Genomic DNA, 20,008 nt, shown 5'->3' on the forward strand with positions numbered 1-20,008 from the left:
GCCTCCGGGGCGGGTCCGTCCCCCGCAACCCCCGTGTGCGGTGGGGCTCTGCGGGCCGGCGGGGCGGCTACTCGGTCGCGATCGCGTTCAGGACGTTCATGCGGCCTGCCCGGAACGCCGGGACCAGTGCCGCGAACAGTCCCACGAACGCCGAGCCGATGAAGACGCCGATGATGGTCGGCCAGGGGATCTCCAGGATCCCCAGTCCCTCCAGGGCGAGCAGCTGCTGTGCGGTGGCGCCCCAGCCCATGCCCAGTCCGAGGCCCAGGAGGGCGCCGAAGAGGGCGATGACGACGGACTCCATGCGGATCATGCGGCGCAGCTGGCGGCGGGAGAGGCCGATCGCCCGCATCAGGCCGATCTCCCGGGTGCGCTCCACCACCGACAGGGCCAGGGTGTTCACCACGCCCAGGATGGCGACGATGATCGCCAGGGCCAGCAGGCCGTAGATCATGTTGAGGAGCTGGCCGATCTGGTCCTTCAGGGCGTCCTTGTAGTCGGTCTGGTCGCGCACGGTGTACTGCGGGTAGTCGTGCAGCGCCGACTTCAGGGACTTGTAGGCGGCGTCCTGCTGTCCCTCCTTGGCGGTGGCGAAGAGCAGCGTGTCCAGCGGCATCTTGTCGGCCGGGACGTACTTGGCCATCGTCGAGATGGACGTGTACATCGCGCCCGCGTCGATCACGACGTCACTGCTGGTGATCGCCCGGACCGTGAGGTCGGCGGTACGGCCGTCCTTGAAGGCCACCTTGATCTTGGAGCCGAGGCTGATGCGGTGGTCCTTGGCGAACTTCTCGTGCACGGACATCGAGTCGGGCTTGTAGGCGTCGGGGAGCTTGCCGGCGACCGTCTCGGTGCGCAGGTCCGTCGCGTAGGACGGGTCGGCCGCGGTGATCGCCGTGTCCTTGAGCGTCTTGCCGTCGGGGGTGGTGAAGTCGGCCTCGGTCCACTTGTACTCGGTGACCCGCTCGACGTCCGTCGCCGACTTCGCGGCCTTGACCGCCTGCGCGGTGATCAGCTGGCCGCTGTCGGACTGGATGATGAAGTCCGTGCCGACGGTCTTGTCGAGCTGGTCGGTGGCGGACGCCACCATGGAGGAGCCGACCACGGACAGGCAGGCCACCAGGGCGAGACCGATCATCAGCGCGGCGCCGGTCGCACCGGTGCGGCGCGGATTGCGCAGGGCGTTGCGCTCGGCCATGCGGCCGACAGGGCCGAACATGCGCAGCAGGACGGCGCCCAGGACACGGACCACGCCACCGGCGAGCAGCGGGCCGATGACCACGAACCCGATCAGCGTCAGCACCACGCCGAGGCCGAGCCACAGCGAGCCCTCCTTGGCCTTGTCGGCTGCGGCCGTCAGGTACAGGGCGTAGCCGCCGACGCCGGTGAGGACGGTGCCGATCACGCCGCGTATCCAGCCGGACTTGGCGTCGGCGGGGGCGCCCGCGTCGCGCAGTGCGGCCATCGGGGAGATCTTGCCGGCGCGCCGGGCGGGCAGGTAAGCGGCCAGGACGGTGACGACGACGCCGAGGACGAGTCCGACCACCGGGGTCGTCCAGGCCACGGTCAGGTCGTCGGTGGACAGTTCCATGCCCATCTGGCCCATGAGCTTCATCAGGCCGACCGCGAGGCCGACGCCGGCGCCCACGCCGAGCACCGATCCGACGAGGCCGAGCAGCAGCGCCTCGGCCAGCACCGAGCGGTTGACCTGCTTGCGGGAGGAGCCGATCGCCCGCATCAGGCCGATCTCGCGGGTGCGCTGGGCGACCAGCATGGAGAAGGTGTTGATGATCAGGAAGATGCCGACGAGGAAGGCGATCCCGGCGAAGCCGAGCATCGCGTACTTCATGACGTTCATGAAGCCCTCGACGTCCTTCTGGTTGGCGTCGGCGGTCTCCTTGGCGGTCTTCACCTGGTAGTCGCCGCCGAGTTCGGCCGCGACGTTCTTCTTCAGCTGTGCGTCGCTGACGCCGGCGGCCGCGGTGACGTTGACGTTGGTGTAGACGCCGGTCTCGCCGACCAGGGTCTGCTGGGCGGTCTTCGTGTCCAGGTAGAAGATCGCGGCGCCGGGGTTGGTGACGGTGAAGTCGGCGATGCCGGAGATCTTCGCCTCGTGGGTGCCGACCGCGCTGATCACGCCGATCTCGTCACCGAGCTTCAGGCCGTGCTTGTCGGCGGTGTCGGCGTCGACCATGATCTGGCCGGCGTTCTTCGGGGCCGCACCGGAGGTGATCTTCATGGTGCGGGCGTCGTTGCCGTTCCAGCTGCCGACGATGGTCGGGGCGCCGCTGGAGGGCGAGAGGCTGTCCTTGTCGGCGTCGACGACCGTCACCGACGTCGAGAACACCGTGCCCTCGGCGGACTTCACGCCCTGTGTCCCGCGGACCTCGCCCAGCACGGAGGCGGGCATGACCGGCGGCTTGCCGTTGTCGGAGGTCGTCTCGCCGCTGTCGGAGGCGCCCTTGCCGCTCACCGTCACGTCCGAGGACGTGGCCGCGAAGAGCTTGTCGAACGTGGTCGACATGGTGTCCGTGAAGACGAGGGTCCCGCAGACGAAGGCCACCGACAGCAGGACGGCGATCGCGGAGAGCGCCATCCGGCCCTTGTGCGCGACGAAGTTGCGCAGGGAGGTCTTCATGACGGTCATGACGTGCGCCCCCGGGCGTCGAAGTCCTTCATGCGGTCCAGGACGGCCTCCGCGGTCGGCTTGTACATCTCGTCGACGATGCGGCCGTCGGCGAGGTACAGCACACGGTCCGCGTAGGAGGCGGCGACCGGGTCGTGGGTGACCATCACGATCGTCTGGCCCAGTTCGTCGACCGAGCGGCGCAGGAAGCCGAGCACCTCGGCGCCGGCGCGCGAGTCGAGGTTGCCGGTCGGCTCGTCCCCGAAGATGATCTCGGGCCGGGCCGCCAGCGCCCGCGCCACGGCGACGCGCTGCTGCTGTCCGCCGGAGAGCTGGGTGGGCCGGTGCTTGAGCCGCTCGGCGAGCCCGACGGTCTCCACGACCCGCGCCAGCCACTCCTTGTCGGGCCCCCGGCCCGCGATGTCCATGGGCAGCGTGATGTTCTCGAGGGCGTTCAGCGTCGGCAGCAGGTTGAACGCCTGGAAGATGAACCCGATGCGGTCCCGGCGCAGTTGGGTGAGCTTCTTGTCCTTCAGGCCGGTGATCTCGGTGTCGTCGAGGTAGATCTGACCGCCGGTGACGGTGTCGAGTCCGGCGAGGCAGTGCATGAGCGTGGACTTGCCGGACCCGGAGGGGCCCATGATCGCGGTGAACTGGCCGCGTGCGATGTCCACGTCGACGTGGTCGAGGGCGACGACCCGGGTCTCACCGGACCCGTACGCCTTCACGACCTGCCGCGCCCGTGCGGCAACGGCCGTACGCCCTCCAGTACCCCCGTGCCTGGGAATGGTCACAGCCGATGTCACGGTATGTCTCCTATGTCGGTCAACAGATGGTGAAGTGCCTCAAGTCTTCCGGCGGGGAGGGGTCCTGCGCCCTGGTGCTCAGCGCAGTCTTTTCCTGTGGAAAACCCCACCCCCGCCGGTGTGTGAAACCGCCCCCCAGCGGCGTAAAGCCAGGTTAAGGACGGGCCCCTCCCCGTCTCGTCCTCCGCCGGTACGAACCCTCCCCAGGTCGTAGTACGGAGGTCCCCCTAGGGGCAGTCCACCGAAGGGTGGAGACCGTCTCAGGGTTCGCTCCACCCGACGGCCCATTCAGGCTCCACCCTCCCGCCGCGTCAGGGTCAAGTGGGAAGCTGTCCGGCGGCAGATAGGTGCAAGGGGCAGTCAGAACCGAGGGAAGGGTTCCGGGTGGGGAGCACCAGACCGGCGACACATGAGGCCGCACGACCCGCCACGACAGGCCGGCGCGGAGCCGTCGTCGCTGCCCTGATGCTCTCGATGGCGCTGGCGGCGCTCGACGCCACCGTCGTCTCCACCGCCGTCCCCCAGATCGTCGGGGATCTCGGCGGATTCTCCGTCTTCTCCTGGCTGTTCTCCGGCTACCTGCTGGCCGTGACGGTCACCCTGCCCGTCTACGGCAAGCTCTCCGACACCTTCGGCCGCAAGCCGGTCCTCGTCGCCGGTTCGGTGCTCTTCCTGCTGGGCTCGCTGCTGTGCGCGCTGGCCTGGAACATGGCGGCGCTCATCGCGTTCCGCATCGTGCAGGGCCTGGGCGGCGGCGCGCTCCAGGGGACCGTGCAGACCCTCGCCGCCGACCTGTACCCGCTGAAGGACCGCCCCAAGATCCAGTCGAAGCTGTCCACCGTCTGGGCGGTGTCCGCGGTCGCCGGCCCGGGCCTCGGCGGGATGCTCGTCGCGTACGCGGACTGGCGCTGGATCTTCCTGGTCAACCTGCCGATCGGCGCGGTCGCGCTGTGGCTGATCGTCCGTCACCTGCACGAGCCGGAGCGGGAGAGGGGCGCGCACCCGCGCGTGGACTGGGCGGGTGCGCTCGCGGTGTTCGCCTGCGGCGGCGTCCTGCTCACGGCCCTGGTGCAGGGCGGGGTGGCATGGCCGTGGCTGTCGGCGCCCTCACTCGCCCTGTTCGGCACGGGACTTGCCCTGGCCGGGGTCGTGGTCCTGGTGGAGCGCCGGGCGGCGGACCCGATCATCCCGGGCTGGGTGTGGCGGCGCCGGACGATCGCCGCGGTCAATCTGGCCCTGGGCGCGCTGGGACTGCTGATGGTGGCGCCGACGGTCTTCCTCCCCACCTACGCCCAGTCGGTGCTGGGCCTCGCGCCCGTGGCAGCCGGATTCGTGCTCTCCGTGTGGACGTTGAGCTGGCCCATATCGGCTGCGCTCAGTCAGCACGTGTACCGGCGGATCGGCTTCCGCAACACCGCGATGCTGGGCATCGGAGCGGCCGCGCTGGTCCTGTTCGCGTTCCCGTTCCTGCCCTACCCCGGGCAGGCGTGGCAGCCGACGCTGCTGATGCTGCTGCTCGGCGCCGCGCTGGGACTGTTCCAGTTGCCGCTCATCGTCGGTGTGCAGTCGACGGTGGGGTGGGCCGAGCGCGGCACGACCACCGCGTCCGTGCTGTTCTGCCGGCAGACCGGCCAGACGATCGGCGCGGCGGTCTTCGGCGCGGTCGCCAACGGGGTGCTGGCCGCCCGGCTCGGCGGGGCGAGCGACCTCGACTCGGTGACCCGGGCGCTCGACTCGGGCACCGCCCCGGAGGTGACCCGGCGGGCGATCGCCGACGCGGTGCACGCGGTCTACCTGGGCGCCTCGTGCGCGGCGACGCTGGCGTTCCTGGTGCTGCTGTTCCTCGCGCCCCGGAAATTCCCGGTCCTCAAGGACTGACGGTACGTATCCTCCCGCCCATGCTGACCTTGGAACCGCTGCGGGCGGATCACGCGGACGCGGTGCTGGCCTTCGAGCGGGAGAACCGGGCGTACTTCGCCCGGACGGTGCCGGACCGCGGGGACGCCTACTTCACGCCGGCGGGCTTCGCCGCACGTCACCGGGCGCTCCTGGCGGAGCAGGACGCGGGTGTGTGCCGCTTCCACGTCGTCCTCGGGGAGGAGGGCGAGCTGATCGGCCGCGTGAACCTGATGGACCTGGTGGACGGCAGCGCGGAACTGGGCTACCGCGTCGGCGAACGCGCGGCGGGCCGGGGCGTGGCGACGGCCGCGGTCGCGCAGGCGTGCCGACTGGCCGCCGCCGACTACGGGCTGGACTCCCTCACCGCGGTCACGACCCTGGACAACCTGGCGTCCATGGCGGTCCTGGCCCGCAACGGCTTCACCCGCGCCGGGGACACGACGGTCGGCGGCCGGCCAGGTGTCCGTCACGTCCGGCAGCTCGGACGCTGACAGGGCGGGAACCGGTCGTTCAGGTGCCGTCGAATGCCTCAGCCGCGCGTGCGATGGTCAGTGCGAGGTGCCGGACCACGCGTCGGTACTCCTTTTCGGGTCCGGCCTCCAACAGGTGCTTGAGGCCCAGTCCGGCGTGCCGGTCACCGAGCGTCACGTACTGGATGTCCGCGGCCTCCGGCGGCAGTTGTGCGGGGTCTGTGGGAGTCCACAACACGGGCACGATCGCAGCCTTCTTGTGGCCCTCACCGGAGAGCACCTGCAACCGCCAGGTGAACAGGTTCCACTCCTGCCGACTCCAGTGATCGGTGAAGTACTCGGGTGAGTGAAGCGGCACGAAGATCCTGGCCTTGGCCAGGGCTGTGTACCGGCGTTCCAGCCAGGCACCGCCCGGAGGCAGGCCGTCCTCGTCGACGAAAGCGGTGATACTCGTCCCGGCCAGTGGCATCAGCTGGTCGAGGTCGTCGGCCAGCGCGGTGATGAGTTGCCGTACCGCACCGGATTCCTCGGGGGAAGAAGGGCGGGCGCAGCTCAGATAGACGAGCAGTTCCTGCGACAGTCTCGGCCGCCGGTCACGCCCCTCTGTGTCTCGTGCTGCGGGGAGATGGGCCAGAAAGCCGTCGATGAGTGCCGGGACATAAGCCCTCACCGTGCCGCTGCCGTACGGCAACGCCATGGAGCTCAGCCTTCCCTCCGCGTCGAGCAGTGCCGCCCCCGGGGGAGGCGCAGGCGCCTCTGAGGAAGCGGGGCTCAGGGCGATGGCCGGGGGCTGCGAACCCATGGGCGGCTCGTACCACGCCGCTACGGTCGTTCTGCTCTCCAAGGAAGAGAACGTCACCGGTGGGAAAAGGGGGGCTTCGAGCCGCATGGCGATCAGCCCGGGAGTGTCGCCGCGCACGGTCGAGTCGGCCACGCGAACCGTGGAACCGCTGCGGTCATGGACCCAAAGCCCAGTGGAGCGCGTTTCGAAGCCGGTGGTGAGCACGATGTCGGGTCCCACCACGACCCCGGTACCGATGAAGCGGCCGTCGCGGCTGATCCACACCGGTGCGCGCAGGAAGCTCTCTCTTTCCGGGTGGAGCTCCAGCGCCTTGCGGAAAAAGTCGCTGAACGACTCCTCGTGCCCTGACCTGAGCCGCAGCGCGAGGTGCGCCAGAAGACTCGGACGGGTACCCATGGTGCCGATGAGATCAAGCAGCTCCGCCCGCGCGATCCGCGTCTCTCCACCGACCTCGGCGACCACCTCCCTGAGGTAAGCCAGAGCTTCGCCACGCGCCATATCGCCCAGAGTCACCGTCTCATGCCGGCTGTACGAAGGCCATCTGCCCTCGGAGAGGGTCACCAGCAACTTGCCGGAACGCGGCGGTGGCAGCCACAGTTTCGGCGAGTCCGGATCGTACGGGTCGGGCACGAACGTGTGCTGGGTGACGCCGTCGTAGACCAGCAGCCAGCCCGGATGGTCACGCAGATGGTCGTAGAGGTGGCTCAGCAGCGTGTCAGGGGACCGGCGGCCACGGTCGAGGCCGAGGTCACCGGCGAAGCGGAGAAGCTGCCCCAGCAAAAGCTCCCGGTTGTCGGCACGGATCCACCGGACCATGGTGGACCGCGAAGCCAGCAAGGCCGCGCAGTCCGCGGCCAGAACGGTCTTGCCCACCCCCCTGGCCCCCTCGATCACACACGTCGTCCCGTTGTCTCTCAACACGTGCACGACGTCCGCGACCTCGTCCCGACGGATGTAGGGCGTCGGCAGCGCGGGTACCCGGCTGGGCACCGCCGATCCGGCGAGGGGCGACTCGGTGTCGTTGTCGTCGCCGGCCCCGAGCGTGGAGCTGCCCCGCCTCTCTCCCAGGCGCCGCAAGAGAGGCCAGCCTCTCCACCCCCGCTTCTCGCCTTCCTCCCGCTCCTCCGGCAACCGATGGGGAACCGGGGCCGCCTCCGCCCGCCCCCGCGCCACCTTCGCCGCCACCCGCTCGTAGTCCCCGCCGGCTCCCCCGATCACGGCGATCGCCACCTCCGCGAACGCCCTGTCGCCCTCGGGCAGTTCGACTCCGTCCAGCCCGCCGCCCTCCCCCACGGCAGCCATCAGCGCGGCGAAGTCGGTCACCCCGCCGAACGTCTCCGTGACCCGCGCGCTCACGGCGTCGATCACCTCGTCCAGCACGCGCAGCGACTCGGTGCGGGTCAGACGGTCGAGCAACGCCTCCCGCACCCCGGGGCGGAAGTCGTACATCACGTTGTCCGGGTCCTCGTCCGCCCCGGCCGGTGTGCGGCGGACGAGCCCGCCCGACAGGAACAGTTCGGCCAGGTGCATCGGGGTGGAGGAGGGGAGCATGGTGCGCTGGATCAGGCGCATGACCGGCAGGCTCAGCGGGGCGGCTGCGAGGAGGTGCAGGAGGCGGGAGGCGTCCGGGGAGTAGCCCTCCTCGAAGCGTTCGATCCAGGCGGAGGGCGTGGTCGGCTCGGCGGCCGGGTTCACGGGGGCGGGGCGTTCCACGACGGTCAGCGGAGCGGCCCGCAGAGCCACCCAGTCCGTCGTGCGCCCGGACACGAGCCGGGCCCACGGGTGCAGCCAGTCGCCGGAGACCTCCAGCACCGGCAGCCAGCGGATGCGGGCCCGGTCGGACGTTCCGGCGCTGCCGCGGGCGATGCCCGGCAGTGGGCCCGAGGAGCGGACGTCGAGGGTGGCGTGAGCCGCCTCGGTCGCGCGTGCCCGCACGGGTGCCGTCCGCAGCGCCGTACGGTGCCACAGGCGGCTGGGCAGCACCTGGAGCACGGCGACGGGACGGTGGCGGGACCATGCGGCGAGCGCGGCGGGGAGTTCCGTGCCGTACCAGGACGGGCCCACGCCGTCCGTCAGAACCAGCACCACGCGCCGGCCCGAGGGGTCGGTCAGGGTCTGCCGCCAGCGGCGGGTGGGCGTCGCGGTCGGCGCACCCCGCCGGAAGGGGGCCAGCATCGGTTCGGGGCCGTCCGTGCGCAGCGCCCAGGCGCGGACGTCGGCGAAGGCGCCGTGGCGGGCGAGCAGGGTGCGCAGTTCGTCGGCCATGCGGTGCCAGACGGCCATCGTCGTTCCGGTGTCGATCAACAGGTCGACGGAGAAGCGGCGTTCGGTGGCGGGACGCAGGACGGGCAGGAGGAGGCCGGTGTCGCCGGACGCGGCGGCCGTGGCGTCGACGTCGAGTGTGCGGGCGCGGTTCGAGGCGACCCGTTGGCGCATCGGGCGCAGGGCTCGGGTCAGGGCCAGGGTGCCGGGGAGGGCCTTGGGCTGGGTGACGCGGATGGCGTGGGCGCCGCCGGGGCGGGCCGGGGTGCCGGTGCCCGGGCCGGGGAGGTGGAGTCGGGCGGACGATGGATCGGGGGTGGTGTTCGGGGTGGAGTGGTCATCCGGCGCCACCGGCGGCGCGGGCTCGGCGGGCGGCGGGGCCGTCGTGGGGTCCCTGCCGTCGCCGAGGAGCGACCAGTCGACCGGGTCGAGGCCGGCGAGCCGGGCGATCCACAGTACGTCGAGGGCGTCCTCGGCATCCGGCGCGTCCCCGGTGTCCAGGAGCCGGGCGAGTTCCTCGCGCAGGATGCCGACCGGCTGGTGCGCGCCGGGTTCCGGCGCGTCCGGCTCGTCGCCCCGCTCAGCCCGACTCCTCGGAAAGAAGGGAAAGAACCCTGGGGCCGCGGGCGGGTCACCGAACACCACCCCCGCTCAGCCCCGATCCAGCGGCCGCAGCAAATGATCCCGAAGCAGCGCCCGCCCCGTCTCCTCGTCCCACAGCCCCCGTTCGGCCATCAGCAACGCGTTGAGCAACTGGTCGTTGGCCAGCGCGCCCCTCTCCCGCTGCCGGTGGAGGAACTCGGCGATGAGTTTCTCCCGCGCCTCGCCCGCGTTCGCGGAGCCGGTCGCCGGGCCGAGGTGCGCCGCGATCATGCCCGCGAGCCGTTCCTCGTCCGCCGCCCCGATCTCCAGCCGGATGCAGCGACGCAGGAACGCCATCGGGAACTCCCGCTCGTCGTTGCTGGTCAGCACCACGAACGGGAACTGCGCGCAGGCCACCGCGCCCCCGGCGATCTCCACCTCCTCCCGGTCGGCGGTCATCACCTTCTGTTTCCCCTTGCCCAGCCGGGCCAGTTCGGGGATGACGAACTCGCCCTCCTCGAAGACGTTCAGCAGGTCGTTGGGGAAGTCCATGTCGCTCTTGTCGATCTCGTCGATGAGCAGGACCCGGGGTCGCCGCCAGGGCAGCAGTGCGGTGCCGAGCGGCCCGAGCCACAGGTACTTGCCGATGTCGGGCGGTTCAGGTGTCGTTCCGTCGCCGCTGGTCGAGTTGCCCGGGTTGCGCAGGCCGGCGTCGTGGAGGCGGCCCACGGCGTCGTACTCGTACAGCCCGTCCTTGAGGGTGGAGCGGCTGGTGATCGCCCAGCGAAGCACCGGGCCCAGTCTCAGTTCATGCGCCACGGCGTACGCGAGGGTGGACTTGCCCGTGCCGGGCTTGCCGGTGAGGAGCAGTGGACGGCGCAGGTGCAGGGCGAGGTTGACGAGGTGGATCTCCCGCTCGCCCGCCTGGTAAGCGGCGCCCTGGCCCTCACGGCCGAGGTGGCGCTTGACGGCGTCGTCGTCCGGGGCCTGCGGCGGTTCCGGCAGTTCCTGCCAGTCGTCGTCGCCATGCCGGAACGCCCGCCACGGGGGCGCTTCGGGCAGACGCCCGATGCCGCCGTGCGGGGTGCCCGTCCCCTCGTAGACCCACCAGTCCGGCTTCGTCGTCATGCTGCTCCCTCGCCGGCCCCGCTCGTGCCGGACATCTGTTGGTCCTGGCCGTGGAAGACGAGCGTCGGGTCGTCCCACAACAGGGTGATCTGGTTGTGCACGCTGTCCTCGTCGTCACGTCCGCGTCTGCGGGCCCTGTACACGCTGGCGGGCAGGTCGGCCAGCAGGGCGGGTGGACCGCTGCCGCGCAGCACGTCCAGCAGCGGGCCGGGGTCGTCGCCGGCGTCGCGCCGCCAGACCATGACGGGGATGCCGTCCCACAGCAGCGCGTAGTCCACGGCCTTCCGGATGAGCTGGTCGTCGTAGCTTGCGCCCAGGCCCAGGCAGCACAGATCGTCGTGCGTGCTCAGCCAGTGCGCGACGTCGGCGGCACGGGTCAGCCGCAGGGGCGGGTAGGTGCCGCTCAGGGAGCTCCACGGCGCCGCGGGCTCGTCCTTGCCCATCCATCCGATGCGTTCCAGGGCGTCGCCGGGGACGCAGTCGCGGTCCAGGGTCTTCCAGCGGCGGAACCACTCGTCGTGGGTCCAGCTGTTCTGGTACCGGGTCAGTGACCGTACGACGACCTGGCAGCTGTGGCCCACCGGCACACCGGCCGAATCGACCTGCCAGGAGTCGAGCGGAGAGCCCAGCAGAGAGTGCGGCAGCAGGAACTCCACCCGCTTGCTCGCGTCCCGGGCGGCATCGGCCGGTTCCTTCCAGGCGGCCAGGAAGCCGCAGCCGCTGCTCGCCAGTTCCTCGCCGGTGAACAGCTCGGGCACGTCGCGGCTGCCCAGGAAGACGGGCTTGGCGTCGCCGACGCGCTCGTAGTGGTAACCGCGCAGGGAGTAGCGGCGTCGACTGGCGGGCAGGTCGGGGGCGTCCTCTTCCTCGACGCGGATCTGGATGATGACCTGGCGTTTCGCGCTCGCGGGCGGAACGGCCGGCGCGGCCGGCCGGCCCTCGCGGCCGTCACCGTCCAGCACCCGGGCGAGGAGCGCGGCGAGCCGCCTGCTGCCGCCCGGTTCGTCGGCGAGCAGGTGCACGAAGCGCAGCAGATCGGCGCGCGGGGCGCCGGAGTCGGTGGCGGGCGTCCGGGCGTCGTAGAGCTTGCGCAGCACCTGGGGGAGGGTTCGGGCGTGCAGCGGGCGTCCGCCGGAGCTGCGTTCGGCGAGGTACTGGTACACCGCGGTCCGCCCGAACCCCTCCGGCTGGTGGGCACGCAGTTCCCGGACGAGGTCCAGCATGAGATCCGCCGGTACCCGCGTGACGCTGGGCGGCGAGGTCAGCACGGTGACCGCCAGGGTGAACCAGGCGGCCATGATGTCGTCCGGCACGACGACCTTCAGCGCGTCCCGCAGATTCTCGAGCGTCCCGGTGTTCTGTGCCTTTCGGACGATGGCACGCAGGTGAGCGCGGGCGTCGTCGTTCTGCGGCACGGTGAACTCCTCGCCCAGGCGCCTCCCCATCTCGAACACGAGTTCCTGCCGGGTGCCGCGGTCGTGCAGTTCGTAGACGCGGAGCAGGATCGCCACCAGTTCGCGGTCGATGTCCCCCGCCCGGCCGGCCACACGCGGGCCGGCCGGCTCCACCGCCCGGCGACCGAAAAGGGAGCGCAGCCGGCGGAACACTCAGTCCTCCTTGAGCACGACCCCGGACGCGACGAGCAGGATGCGTACCTGCTCGGTGCCGATGTCGTCCGGCGCGATCTCCTCAAGGGCCTGGTACAGCGCCGCCAGCGCCACGTCGGGAGTCAAGGTCGTTCTCGCGACACGGCGGACCAGCGCACGCAGATGCGCCCGGGCGTCCGAGGACTCCGGCACCGCGAAGGGGCGGCCCAGGCCGAGCCACTGCCCCATCTCGAAGAGGAGTTCGTGCCGGGAGTCTCGCTGGTGCAGCACGGGACAGCCCATGAGGGCCTCGATCAGCGCCTGCTGCTCGGGAAACGAGAAGGTGGGGGGAGGCGGCTGCGGAGGTGGCACCGGCGTGGGCGCGACGACCGGCGGGGGCAGCGACGGCAGCGACGGCACCGGCCCGAGCGGTGGCTCCGTCACTCTCGGTTGGCCGGTGAGAAGCCGCACGAGAGACTCCGCGCCGGACACGGTGAAGTCCTCGACCGTGAAGTACGAGCGGGAGCTGCCGAGCCACATCGGCACGTCGGCGGGAGTACCACCAGGCAGGACGACAGGCACGATGCGGTCCAGCATGCCGTCGGGATCCTCGTACACCAGCCCGCGCAGCAGCCGGGACTCCCACTGCACGCCGCGCCCCTCACCGGCCCCGGCGTCGCCCTCCGAGCGCCGCTTGTAGGCCGGCGAGGCGACGGCGAGCACATGGCGGCTGTCACGGATGCCGCGCAGCATCCAGGTCGACCAGTCCTGGGCCCGTTCACCTGCGACCAGGTCCAGGTCCGCGTCGATCCCGCACCGGCGCAGGAAGTGGTAGAAGTCCTTGACCAGTCTGACGTGCTTGTCGTCGTCGTGCGCGTACGAGATGAACACCCGCCCCGGCACCGGCACCTCACTCATGTGGCCTCCCCCTCACTGTCCCCGACCCACGACGAGTGGGTTACATGATGGAGCAACGACGGCCGCGGAGCTGAGTGTTTGACAAGGTCCCTCAGGACCCGCTCCGGCCGCGATCTCGTCTCCCGTGCCCTGCTGCCACGCCCGGAGCGGCGGAAGGCGCGACGTCGGAGTCAACGCGGGTATCACCCGAGGCCGGAAGGGCAAGCGCATACCGACCGATCAGTTTGGTGAAACCCTCGCGCAGTCCCGGTACTCCGAAGTAACGTGCGTGGCCGCCCGCCCCCCACCTCCCTGCGGTCCGCCGCACCGGACCCGACCCGCGCAAGGAGCCCCGGGATGTCCTACGACCCGCCGCCCTCCCACCCGTACCGACCACCCGGTTCGTCCCCCTCCGGCTCCTACGACGCCTACCCCTGGATGCCGCAGCAGGAGCCCGAACCGGCCGGGAGGCGTCCCCAGCGCCGGCCGGCCCTCGGGCACCACAGCGACCTGCGGGTGCTGCGCAGCGCCTACCGCTGGCAGCGGCGCGTGGCCACGCTCACGGCGCTCGGATACTTCACCCTGTTCCTGGTGCTGTCCGCGTTCGCGCCGTCCTTCATGACGAGCACCGTCACCGACGGCCTGCCCACCGGCCTGCTGCTCGCGCTCCTCCAGGTCCCCGTCACCTGGCTGGCGATCGCCCTGTACGAGCACACGGCCCGCCGCCACGTCGATCCGATCGCGGAGCGCATACGCAAGCAGGCCGAACTGGACGCCAAGCGGGAGGGAACACGGTGACCACCGAGTTCAGCGGCAACGCCCAGGCGATGTCCCTGGTCGGCTTCTCCGCCGTCGCCACGATCACGCTGCTGCTGTGCGTGATGACGGGCCCGGACCGGGACGACCTCGACGAGTTCTACACGGGCTACAGCTCCCTGTCCCCCATGCGCAACGGCCTGGCGATCGCCGGTGACTACATCTCCGCCGCGACCGTCCTCGGCACCGGCGGCGTGATCGCCCTGTTCGGCTACGACGGGACCGTGCTGGCCCTGAGTACGGCCCTGTCGCTGATGCTGCTGATGTTCCTGCTGGCCGAACCGCTGCGCAACGCGGGCCGGTTCACCATGGGCGACGCGCTGACCCGCCGTATGCCGGGACGCGCCGTCCGGATCGCGGCCTGCGCGGTGACCCTGGCGGCGCTGGTGCCGCTGATGCTGGTGCAGTTGGCGGGGACCGGGCAGCTGATGGCGTTCATCCTCGGCTTCTCCGGCGAGTCGCTGCAGACCGGCTGCATCATCGGCGTGGGCGCGCTGATGATCAGCTACGCGGCGATCGGCGGCATGAAGGGCACCGCCCTCATCCAGATCCTGAAGATCGTGATGCTGCTCGGTTCCGGCATCGTGGTCGCCGTACTGATCCTGAACCGCTTCGACTGGAACCCGGGGGCCCTGTTCGACGCGGCCGCCGACAACAGCGGCGTCGGCTCGGCGTTCCTCTCCTCGGGCCTGCAGTTCGCCGGCGGCCCGAGCCCCCGCCTGGACATGATCACCGCACAACTGACGGTGGTCCTCGGCGGTGGCGTCCTGCCGCACGTCACCATGCGCATGTACACGGCCTCCAGCGCCCGGCAGGTACGGCGTTCCATGTCCTGGGCGGTGTCGGGCGTGGCCCTGTTCGTCCTCGTCATCACGGTCGTCGGCTTCGGCGCGACGGCCCTGGTCGGGCGGGCGCTGATCGCACAGGTCGACCCGCGGGGCAACACGGCCTATCTGCTGGGGTCCCAGGCGGCGTTCGGGGCGGACGTGTCGACAGCGGAGACGTTCCTGTTCACGACCGTCACCACGGCCGTCTTCCTCACGCTGCTCGCGTCCGTCGCCGGGATGATCCTGGCCTGCGCCAACTCCCTCGCCCACGACGTGTTCGCCGCCCGGGTGCGGGAGATGTCACCGCGCCGCGAGATGACGGTGGCCCGGATCTCGGCGCTGGCGGTGGGCCTCCCGGCGATCCTCCTGGCCACCCAGGTCCAGCACCGCAGCCTCCAGCCCCTGGTGACGCTGTCGTTCTGCCTGGGCGCCTCGGCCATCGCGCCCGCCCTGGTCTACAGCCTCTTCTGGCGCCGCTACACCCGCACGGGCCTGCTCTGCACCCTTATCGGCGGTTCACTGGCCGTCCTGCTGCTGATGCCGGGCACCAACCTGGTCTCCGGCTCGCCCGTGTCGGCCTTCCCCGACGCCGACTTCAACTGGTTCCCGTTCACCACCACGGGCCTGGTCACCATTCCCCTGGGCTTCGCCTTCGGCTGGCTGGGCACGCTGGTCTCCGGCCGGCACACGGCGGAGGAACAGCGCCACCAGTACGAGGCGGTGGAGGGCTCGATCCTCGCGGGGGCGGTACGCGAGGACCGCTGACAGCGACGGCACCCCGACCGGCAACAGCCGCGAAACGGCCACCGGGACGGCACCGCAGCCGGCGACTCGCCGTGCCGTCCCGCCCGGCGGGGGAACGCCCGCACCGCAGGTCAGTCCGCCGACTGCCCCGCCCACGCCGCCAGGTTCGCGTGCACCCGGTCGATGTGCGCCCGCACCACCTCCGCGTGCCGGGTGTGCTCACGCAGCACCCGGTCCGTCTCCTGGTCGACGGACTCCGCGCGCTCGCGGGCCTCGGCGACCAGGACCGCGGCCCGCGCCTGCGCCTCCTCCTGGCGGACCCGGGCCGAGACCTGGGCGTCGGCGAGAGCCTGCTCCGCCTCCGCCAGCGCCTCCTCGGCGCGCTCCACCGCCTCCGCGTGCCGCGCGTCCAGTTCCGCCGCCCGGGCCTCCTCCTCCCGCTCCACCTCGGCCCACCGCTCGGCGCGTTCCCTGTCCTGCTCGGCCAGCCGCCCGGAGGTCCGCAGCCGCACCTCCCGCAAGGCGGCAAGCGCCTCGCCCTGCTGCTCCTTCGCCTCGCCACGGGCCGAGGCGAGGATCTCGTCCGCCTCGGCCCGCGCCGCGAGGAGCCGGTGCCGGGCCCGGTCGTCGGCCTCGGCGCGTACGGCGTCGGCCTGCGCCTGCGCGGACTCCCGCACGTCGGCCGCGGACGTCCGCGCCTCGTTCACGAGCTGCCACGCCTCCTGCCGCGCCCGCTCCCGTACAGCGGCGGCCTCCTCCTCGGCGAGTTCGAAGAGCCGCCGGGCCTGCTCGCCGAGCGACTCGTACGTCTGCGGCGCCAGTCCCGCCACGACCTCCCGCAGTTGCCCCAGCTCGGCGTCCATCTGCCGGGCGAGCACCGTGAGCCGGGCGGCCCGCTCCCAGGCCGCGTCGCGACCCGCCGAGAGCGCCCCGACGTACTCGTCGACCTGCTGGGGACGGTAGCCGCGCCCTCGCACGGCCACGAAGCCGTGCGGGGACGCCGATGCGCTGCTCATCCAGGGGCCCCTCTCCACCACACCGACGCGAAGTCGAGTACGAAACGGGATGATTTCGCACATCTTGGTGGATCAGGGGGAAGTGTTCATAACGCGACACTCCGCACCGGGGTAACGGCGCCACCACCGGGCCGCACGACCGTCACCCCCAGGTGGTGCCCGCGGGCTCCTGGACGGTCGTGTTGATGCGGTTGAACATGTTGGTGACCGCGACGGTCAGGATCAGCGCGGAGAGCTCCTTCTCGTCGAAGTGGTCGGCCACCTCGTCCCACAGCGCGTCCGGCACCGACTCCTCCGACACATCCGACAGCCGCGTCATCGCCTCCGCGAGCTTCAGCGCGGCCCGCTCGGCGTCCGAGAAGAACGGCGCGTGCCGCCAGGCCGCGACCGCGGCGATGCGCTCCTCGCTCACCCCCGCCTTGCGGAGATTGGCCACGTGCCCGTGCACACAGGCGCCACAGCCGTTGATCTGACTGGCCCGCAGCCCGACGATCTCCGCCACCTCCTGCCGGAGGCCGCCCTCCCCGATCGCCTGGAAGAGGGTGCCGATGCCCTTCATCGCGCCGGAAAGGACGTACGCCGGGTTGGTCATCCGTGCCTGCATGATCTCTGCCTCCTGCGTCTGCGGTGATCTGCTGTCACCGCACTGACGAAGCGACGGGGCGAGATGTGACAGCCCGGCACGAAAAAGCCGGGCCCGGCCGCCCACGAGCGACCGGACCCGGCTCCCCGGAACACCTCAGCGAAGGCGCCTCACAGCAGTCCGTCCCACATCTGCTCCAGCAGCACCGACCACCAGCTCTCCGGCGACCCGAGCGCCGCCGGGTCCAGCGCCGCCAGCTGCGCCTGGAAGTCGACGGTCCAACGGCCCGCCTGCTCCTGGTTCAGCCCGAACCGCAGCCGCCACATCCGCCCGAGCAGCGCCAGGCACCGCGCGAACTCCGGCAGCCCCGTGTTCACGAACTGCGGCGGCACGGGCGCCCCACCGGGCCCCGCCTCCACCGGCACCGCGACGATGTTCGCCGTGCCGTACTGCACGCAGATCGCCTTGCCGAAGTCACTGCCCATCACCAGGTACGAGCCCGCGTCCGGGGCCGGCTGCACACCACGCTCGGCCGCCAGCTCCGCCAGCGTCGGAACAGGCCGCCCCGGCTGGGCCTGCGCCCAGAAGAACGGGCCCATGTCCATCGGCAGACCCGCCACCACCAGCGTGTGCGCCACGACCGGCGGCACACCCTGCCGGGACACGGCGGCCTGCTCGAACCGGAACACCCCCGGCCCGAACGCGGCCCCCAGCTCCTGCGCGACGGCCTCCGGCGGAACCGGCGGCACCGCCTGCACCGGCGGCAACGGCGCCCGCACCGGAGCCGGACGCGCCGGACCGTCCGCCACCTGGTGCAACTCGCCCTGGTGCGCCAGCAGTTGCTGCATGCCCTGCTGCCGGCTCGCATGGTCCGTGCCGTACGGCGCGATGCTCGTGATCCGCGCCTGCGGCCACTGCTCCCGGATCATCCGCGCGCAGTACGCACCCGGCAGCTCACACGACTCCAGCTCGGTGTGCAGCTCCAGCACCTGGTCCGGGGGCACGTTCATGGCCCGCAGCTCGTGGAAGATCTGCCACTCCGGGTGCGGCGTACCCGGCGCCGAACGCCGGATCAGCTGCTGCTCGGACCCGTCCTGCGCGCGGTAGCGCAGCACGGCCTGGTAGCCGGGACCGACCGTCGGCTGACCGGTGGGCTGCTGCGGATAGCCGTACGCCTGCGGCTGCCCCGGGGCGGGCTGACCCGGCGGGGGCATCGCGCCCGGCGGCACCGCACCGGGCGGCACCGCACCCGGCATCGCGCCGGGCGGCATCGGCGGGGCGGCCCCGGGCACACCGGGAGCGCCCGGGGCACCGGGAGCGGCGGGTGGGGCACCGGGCGGCGCGCCGGGGGCCTGCGGCGGCGGAGGCACGCCCGGGCCGCTCGACGGGGGCGTGGCCAGCATGGTCTCCGCGTGATGCACCGGGCCCGCACCGCCGCCGGGCGGGTTCGGAGCCCCAGGCGGCTGCGGCGCACCAGGAGGCTGGGGCATACCCGGCGCCCCGGGAGCACCCGGAGGCGGCGGAGGCGCGCCCTGGCCCGATCGACCGGGGTCGGCGAACATCGTGGCCGCGTGATGGACACCGCCGGGAGGCGTGCCACCAGGCGCACCAGGCGGGTTCGGGGCACCAGGCGGCTGCGGCGCACCAGGAGGAACGGGCGGCTGCTGAGGAGAGCCGGGCGGCTGCTGAGGAGGCAGCGGCGCACCCGCGACACCAGCGCCCGAAGAGCCCCCGGGACCACCCGGACCACCGGGACCACCCGGGCCCTCGGCGCCCGGCCCCCCGGGCCCCTCCGGCCCGAGCGCCGACACGAGCTGCGTGGGCACGTAACCACCCGCCGGAGTACCCGGCGCCCCGGGCCCGGACGGCGCAGGCGTGCTGCCCGGACGCGCACCCGGCGTCCCCGGGGCGCCCGGCGGAGGCGGCGTCGTCGGACCCGCACCCCGCCCACGACTCGGCGGCGGAGCGGCCTTGCTGGTCGCGGCATCGGCGATGTCACCGGCGTTCGGCGCGGGCGCGGGCGTACCCCCCTGCCCGCCCTGCGGATACCCGTACGGCTGCCCACCCGGTGCGGGCGGAGGCGTACTGCCCTGCGGCACCCCACCGGGCGGCGTACCCGGCACCCCGGGAGCCGCGCCCGGCCCCGGCGGATAGCCATAGCCCGGCGCACCCCCCGGCGCGCCACTCTGCGCGTTCGGATCCTCGACCGCCGGCGAGACCGCCGTCGGCGGAAGCTGACTGCCCCCCGAGATCAGCGCCGTCTTGGCGTCGGGCGTCGCCGCCGGCGGCTGCGGCACGTCACCGTCGGCCTCGCTCAGCGGCGGCGCGAAGACCGTCGCGGGCAACGGCACGGAACGGTCGTCCCCGGCATCCGCGTTGGTGTCCGTCCCCGCCCAGGGCGTCGCCCCGGCCGGCGCACCCGGCGCCTGCTCCCCGGAGTCACCGGGGTCAGCGGAGTCACTGCCTCCGGCAGCCGGCCACGCCGTGCCACTCCCGGAAGCGGAATCCCCGCCGGAACCACCACCAGCAGACTCAGCGGCAGAAGGAGAAGCAGCAGCCCCCGAACCGCCACCTCGCCGATCCGGAATCCCCATCTTGTCGGCGGCATCCTGCAACCACTCCGGCGGAGTCAGCAGGAACGACGTCTGATTCAGATCCACCCGCGCGGCAGGCGCCGGCGACGGCTCCTGCGCCGCGTCCGGACGGCCGTACTCCTCCTCGTACCGGCGGACCACCTCACCCACCGGCAGCCCGGGCCACAACGTCGCCTCACCGCTGTCCCGCGCGATCACCAGCCGCTGCGCGCCCCCGTCCGACCGCGGCCCGTCCGCACGGTCCTCGGCCCACACCACGAACCCGAGATCGAACTCCCGCACCCGCACCTCACGATGCTGGTACGACGGCACATCTCCGTTGATCCACTCTTCCGCGCGCTCCTGCGCCTGAGCGAAGGTCACCATCGCC

The 20,008-nt window shown here is 72.0% G+C and carries 13 protein-coding genes; 4 read left to right on the forward strand and 9 right to left on the reverse strand.

Annotated features, from left to right (window positions below; genetic code table 11):
• Positions 1-67 precede the first annotated feature (67 nt).
• A complete protein-coding gene (locus tag ABZ016_RS11920; RefSeq protein WP_356916424.1) occupies positions 68-2,647 on the reverse strand; it encodes an FtsX-like permease family protein in 2,580 nt (859 codons plus the stop codon).
• Entirely contained in the window at positions 2,644-3,432 is a 789-nt protein-coding gene (locus ABZ016_RS11925; RefSeq protein WP_356916425.1) for an ABC transporter ATP-binding protein, read from the reverse strand. The genes ABZ016_RS11920 and ABZ016_RS11925 overlap by 4 nt, the downstream gene beginning before the upstream one ends.
• A gap of 384 nt (positions 3,433-3,816) precedes the next feature.
• Here ABZ016_RS11925 and ABZ016_RS11930 point away from each other — a divergent pair, with 384 nt between their 5' ends.
• The gene (locus ABZ016_RS11930; protein WP_356916426.1) at positions 3,817-5,310 is read left to right on the forward strand and encodes an MFS transporter; all 1,494 of its coding nucleotides are present in this window, start codon (positions 3,817-3,819) and stop codon (positions 5,308-5,310) included.
• A gap of 20 nt (positions 5,311-5,330) precedes the next feature.
• Positions 5,331-5,822: a GNAT family N-acetyltransferase gene (locus ABZ016_RS11935; RefSeq protein ID WP_356916427.1), complete on the forward strand. Its 492-nt coding sequence runs from the start codon at positions 5,331-5,333 to the stop codon at positions 5,820-5,822.
• A 19-nt stretch (positions 5,823-5,841) separates the two neighbouring features.
• Here ABZ016_RS11935 and ABZ016_RS11940 read toward each other — a convergent pair whose 3' ends face one another.
• The 4 genes from ABZ016_RS11940 to ABZ016_RS11955 are packed head-to-tail and all read right to left on the reverse strand — an operon-like array spanning position 5,842 to position 13,079.
• Complete coding sequence (locus tag ABZ016_RS11940; RefSeq protein ID WP_356916428.1) at positions 5,842-9,510, reverse strand: toll/interleukin-1 receptor domain-containing protein; 3,669 nt, start codon at positions 9,508-9,510, stop codon at positions 5,842-5,844.
• A 6-nt stretch (positions 9,511-9,516) separates the two neighbouring features.
• Positions 9,517-10,575, reverse strand: coding sequence for a MoxR family ATPase (locus tag ABZ016_RS11945; RefSeq protein WP_356916429.1), 1,059 nt, complete (start codon positions 10,573-10,575; stop codon positions 9,517-9,519).
• On the reverse strand, positions 10,572-12,182 hold the full coding sequence (locus ABZ016_RS11950; protein ID WP_356916430.1) for a hypothetical protein: 1,611 nt from the start codon (positions 12,180-12,182) through the stop codon (positions 10,572-10,574). The genes ABZ016_RS11945 and ABZ016_RS11950 overlap by 4 nt, the downstream gene beginning before the upstream one ends.
• A complete protein-coding gene (locus ABZ016_RS11955; protein WP_356916431.1) occupies positions 12,183-13,079 on the reverse strand; it encodes an SEFIR domain-containing protein in 897 nt (298 codons plus the stop codon).
• A 336-nt stretch (positions 13,080-13,415) separates the two neighbouring features.
• On the opposite strand from ABZ016_RS11955, the gene ABZ016_RS11960 reads away from it, so the two are divergent.
• Complete coding sequence (locus ABZ016_RS11960) at positions 13,416-13,856, forward strand: DUF485 domain-containing protein (RefSeq protein ID WP_356916432.1); 441 nt, start codon at positions 13,416-13,418, stop codon at positions 13,854-13,856.
• On the forward strand, positions 13,853-15,466 hold the full coding sequence (locus tag ABZ016_RS11965) for a cation acetate symporter (RefSeq protein ID WP_356916433.1): 1,614 nt from the start codon (positions 13,853-13,855) through the stop codon (positions 15,464-15,466). The genes ABZ016_RS11960 and ABZ016_RS11965 overlap by 4 nt, the downstream gene beginning before the upstream one ends.
• A 110-nt stretch (positions 15,467-15,576) precedes the next feature.
• Here ABZ016_RS11965 and ABZ016_RS11970 read toward each other — a convergent pair whose 3' ends face one another.
• From ABZ016_RS11970 to ABZ016_RS11980, 3 genes are all read right to left on the reverse strand, one after another.
• The gene (locus ABZ016_RS11970; RefSeq protein WP_356916434.1) at positions 15,577-16,461 is read right to left on the reverse strand and encodes a cellulose-binding protein; all 885 of its coding nucleotides are present in this window, start codon (positions 16,459-16,461) and stop codon (positions 15,577-15,579) included.
• A 142-nt stretch (positions 16,462-16,603) separates the two neighbouring features.
• Complete coding sequence (locus ABZ016_RS11975; RefSeq protein ID WP_356916435.1) at positions 16,604-17,065, reverse strand: carboxymuconolactone decarboxylase family protein; 462 nt, start codon at positions 17,063-17,065, stop codon at positions 16,604-16,606.
• A gap of 149 nt (positions 17,066-17,214) precedes the next feature.
• A complete protein-coding gene (locus ABZ016_RS11980) occupies positions 17,215-20,004 on the reverse strand; it encodes an SUKH-4 family immunity protein (RefSeq protein WP_356916436.1) in 2,790 nt (929 codons plus the stop codon).
• Positions 20,005-20,008: the final 4 nt, after the last annotated feature.

The sequence above is a fragment of the Streptomyces sp. NPDC006372 genome, from assembly GCF_040612515.1.
In the GTDB taxonomy this organism is placed as follows: domain Bacteria; phylum Actinomycetota; class Actinomycetes; order Streptomycetales; family Streptomycetaceae; genus Streptomyces.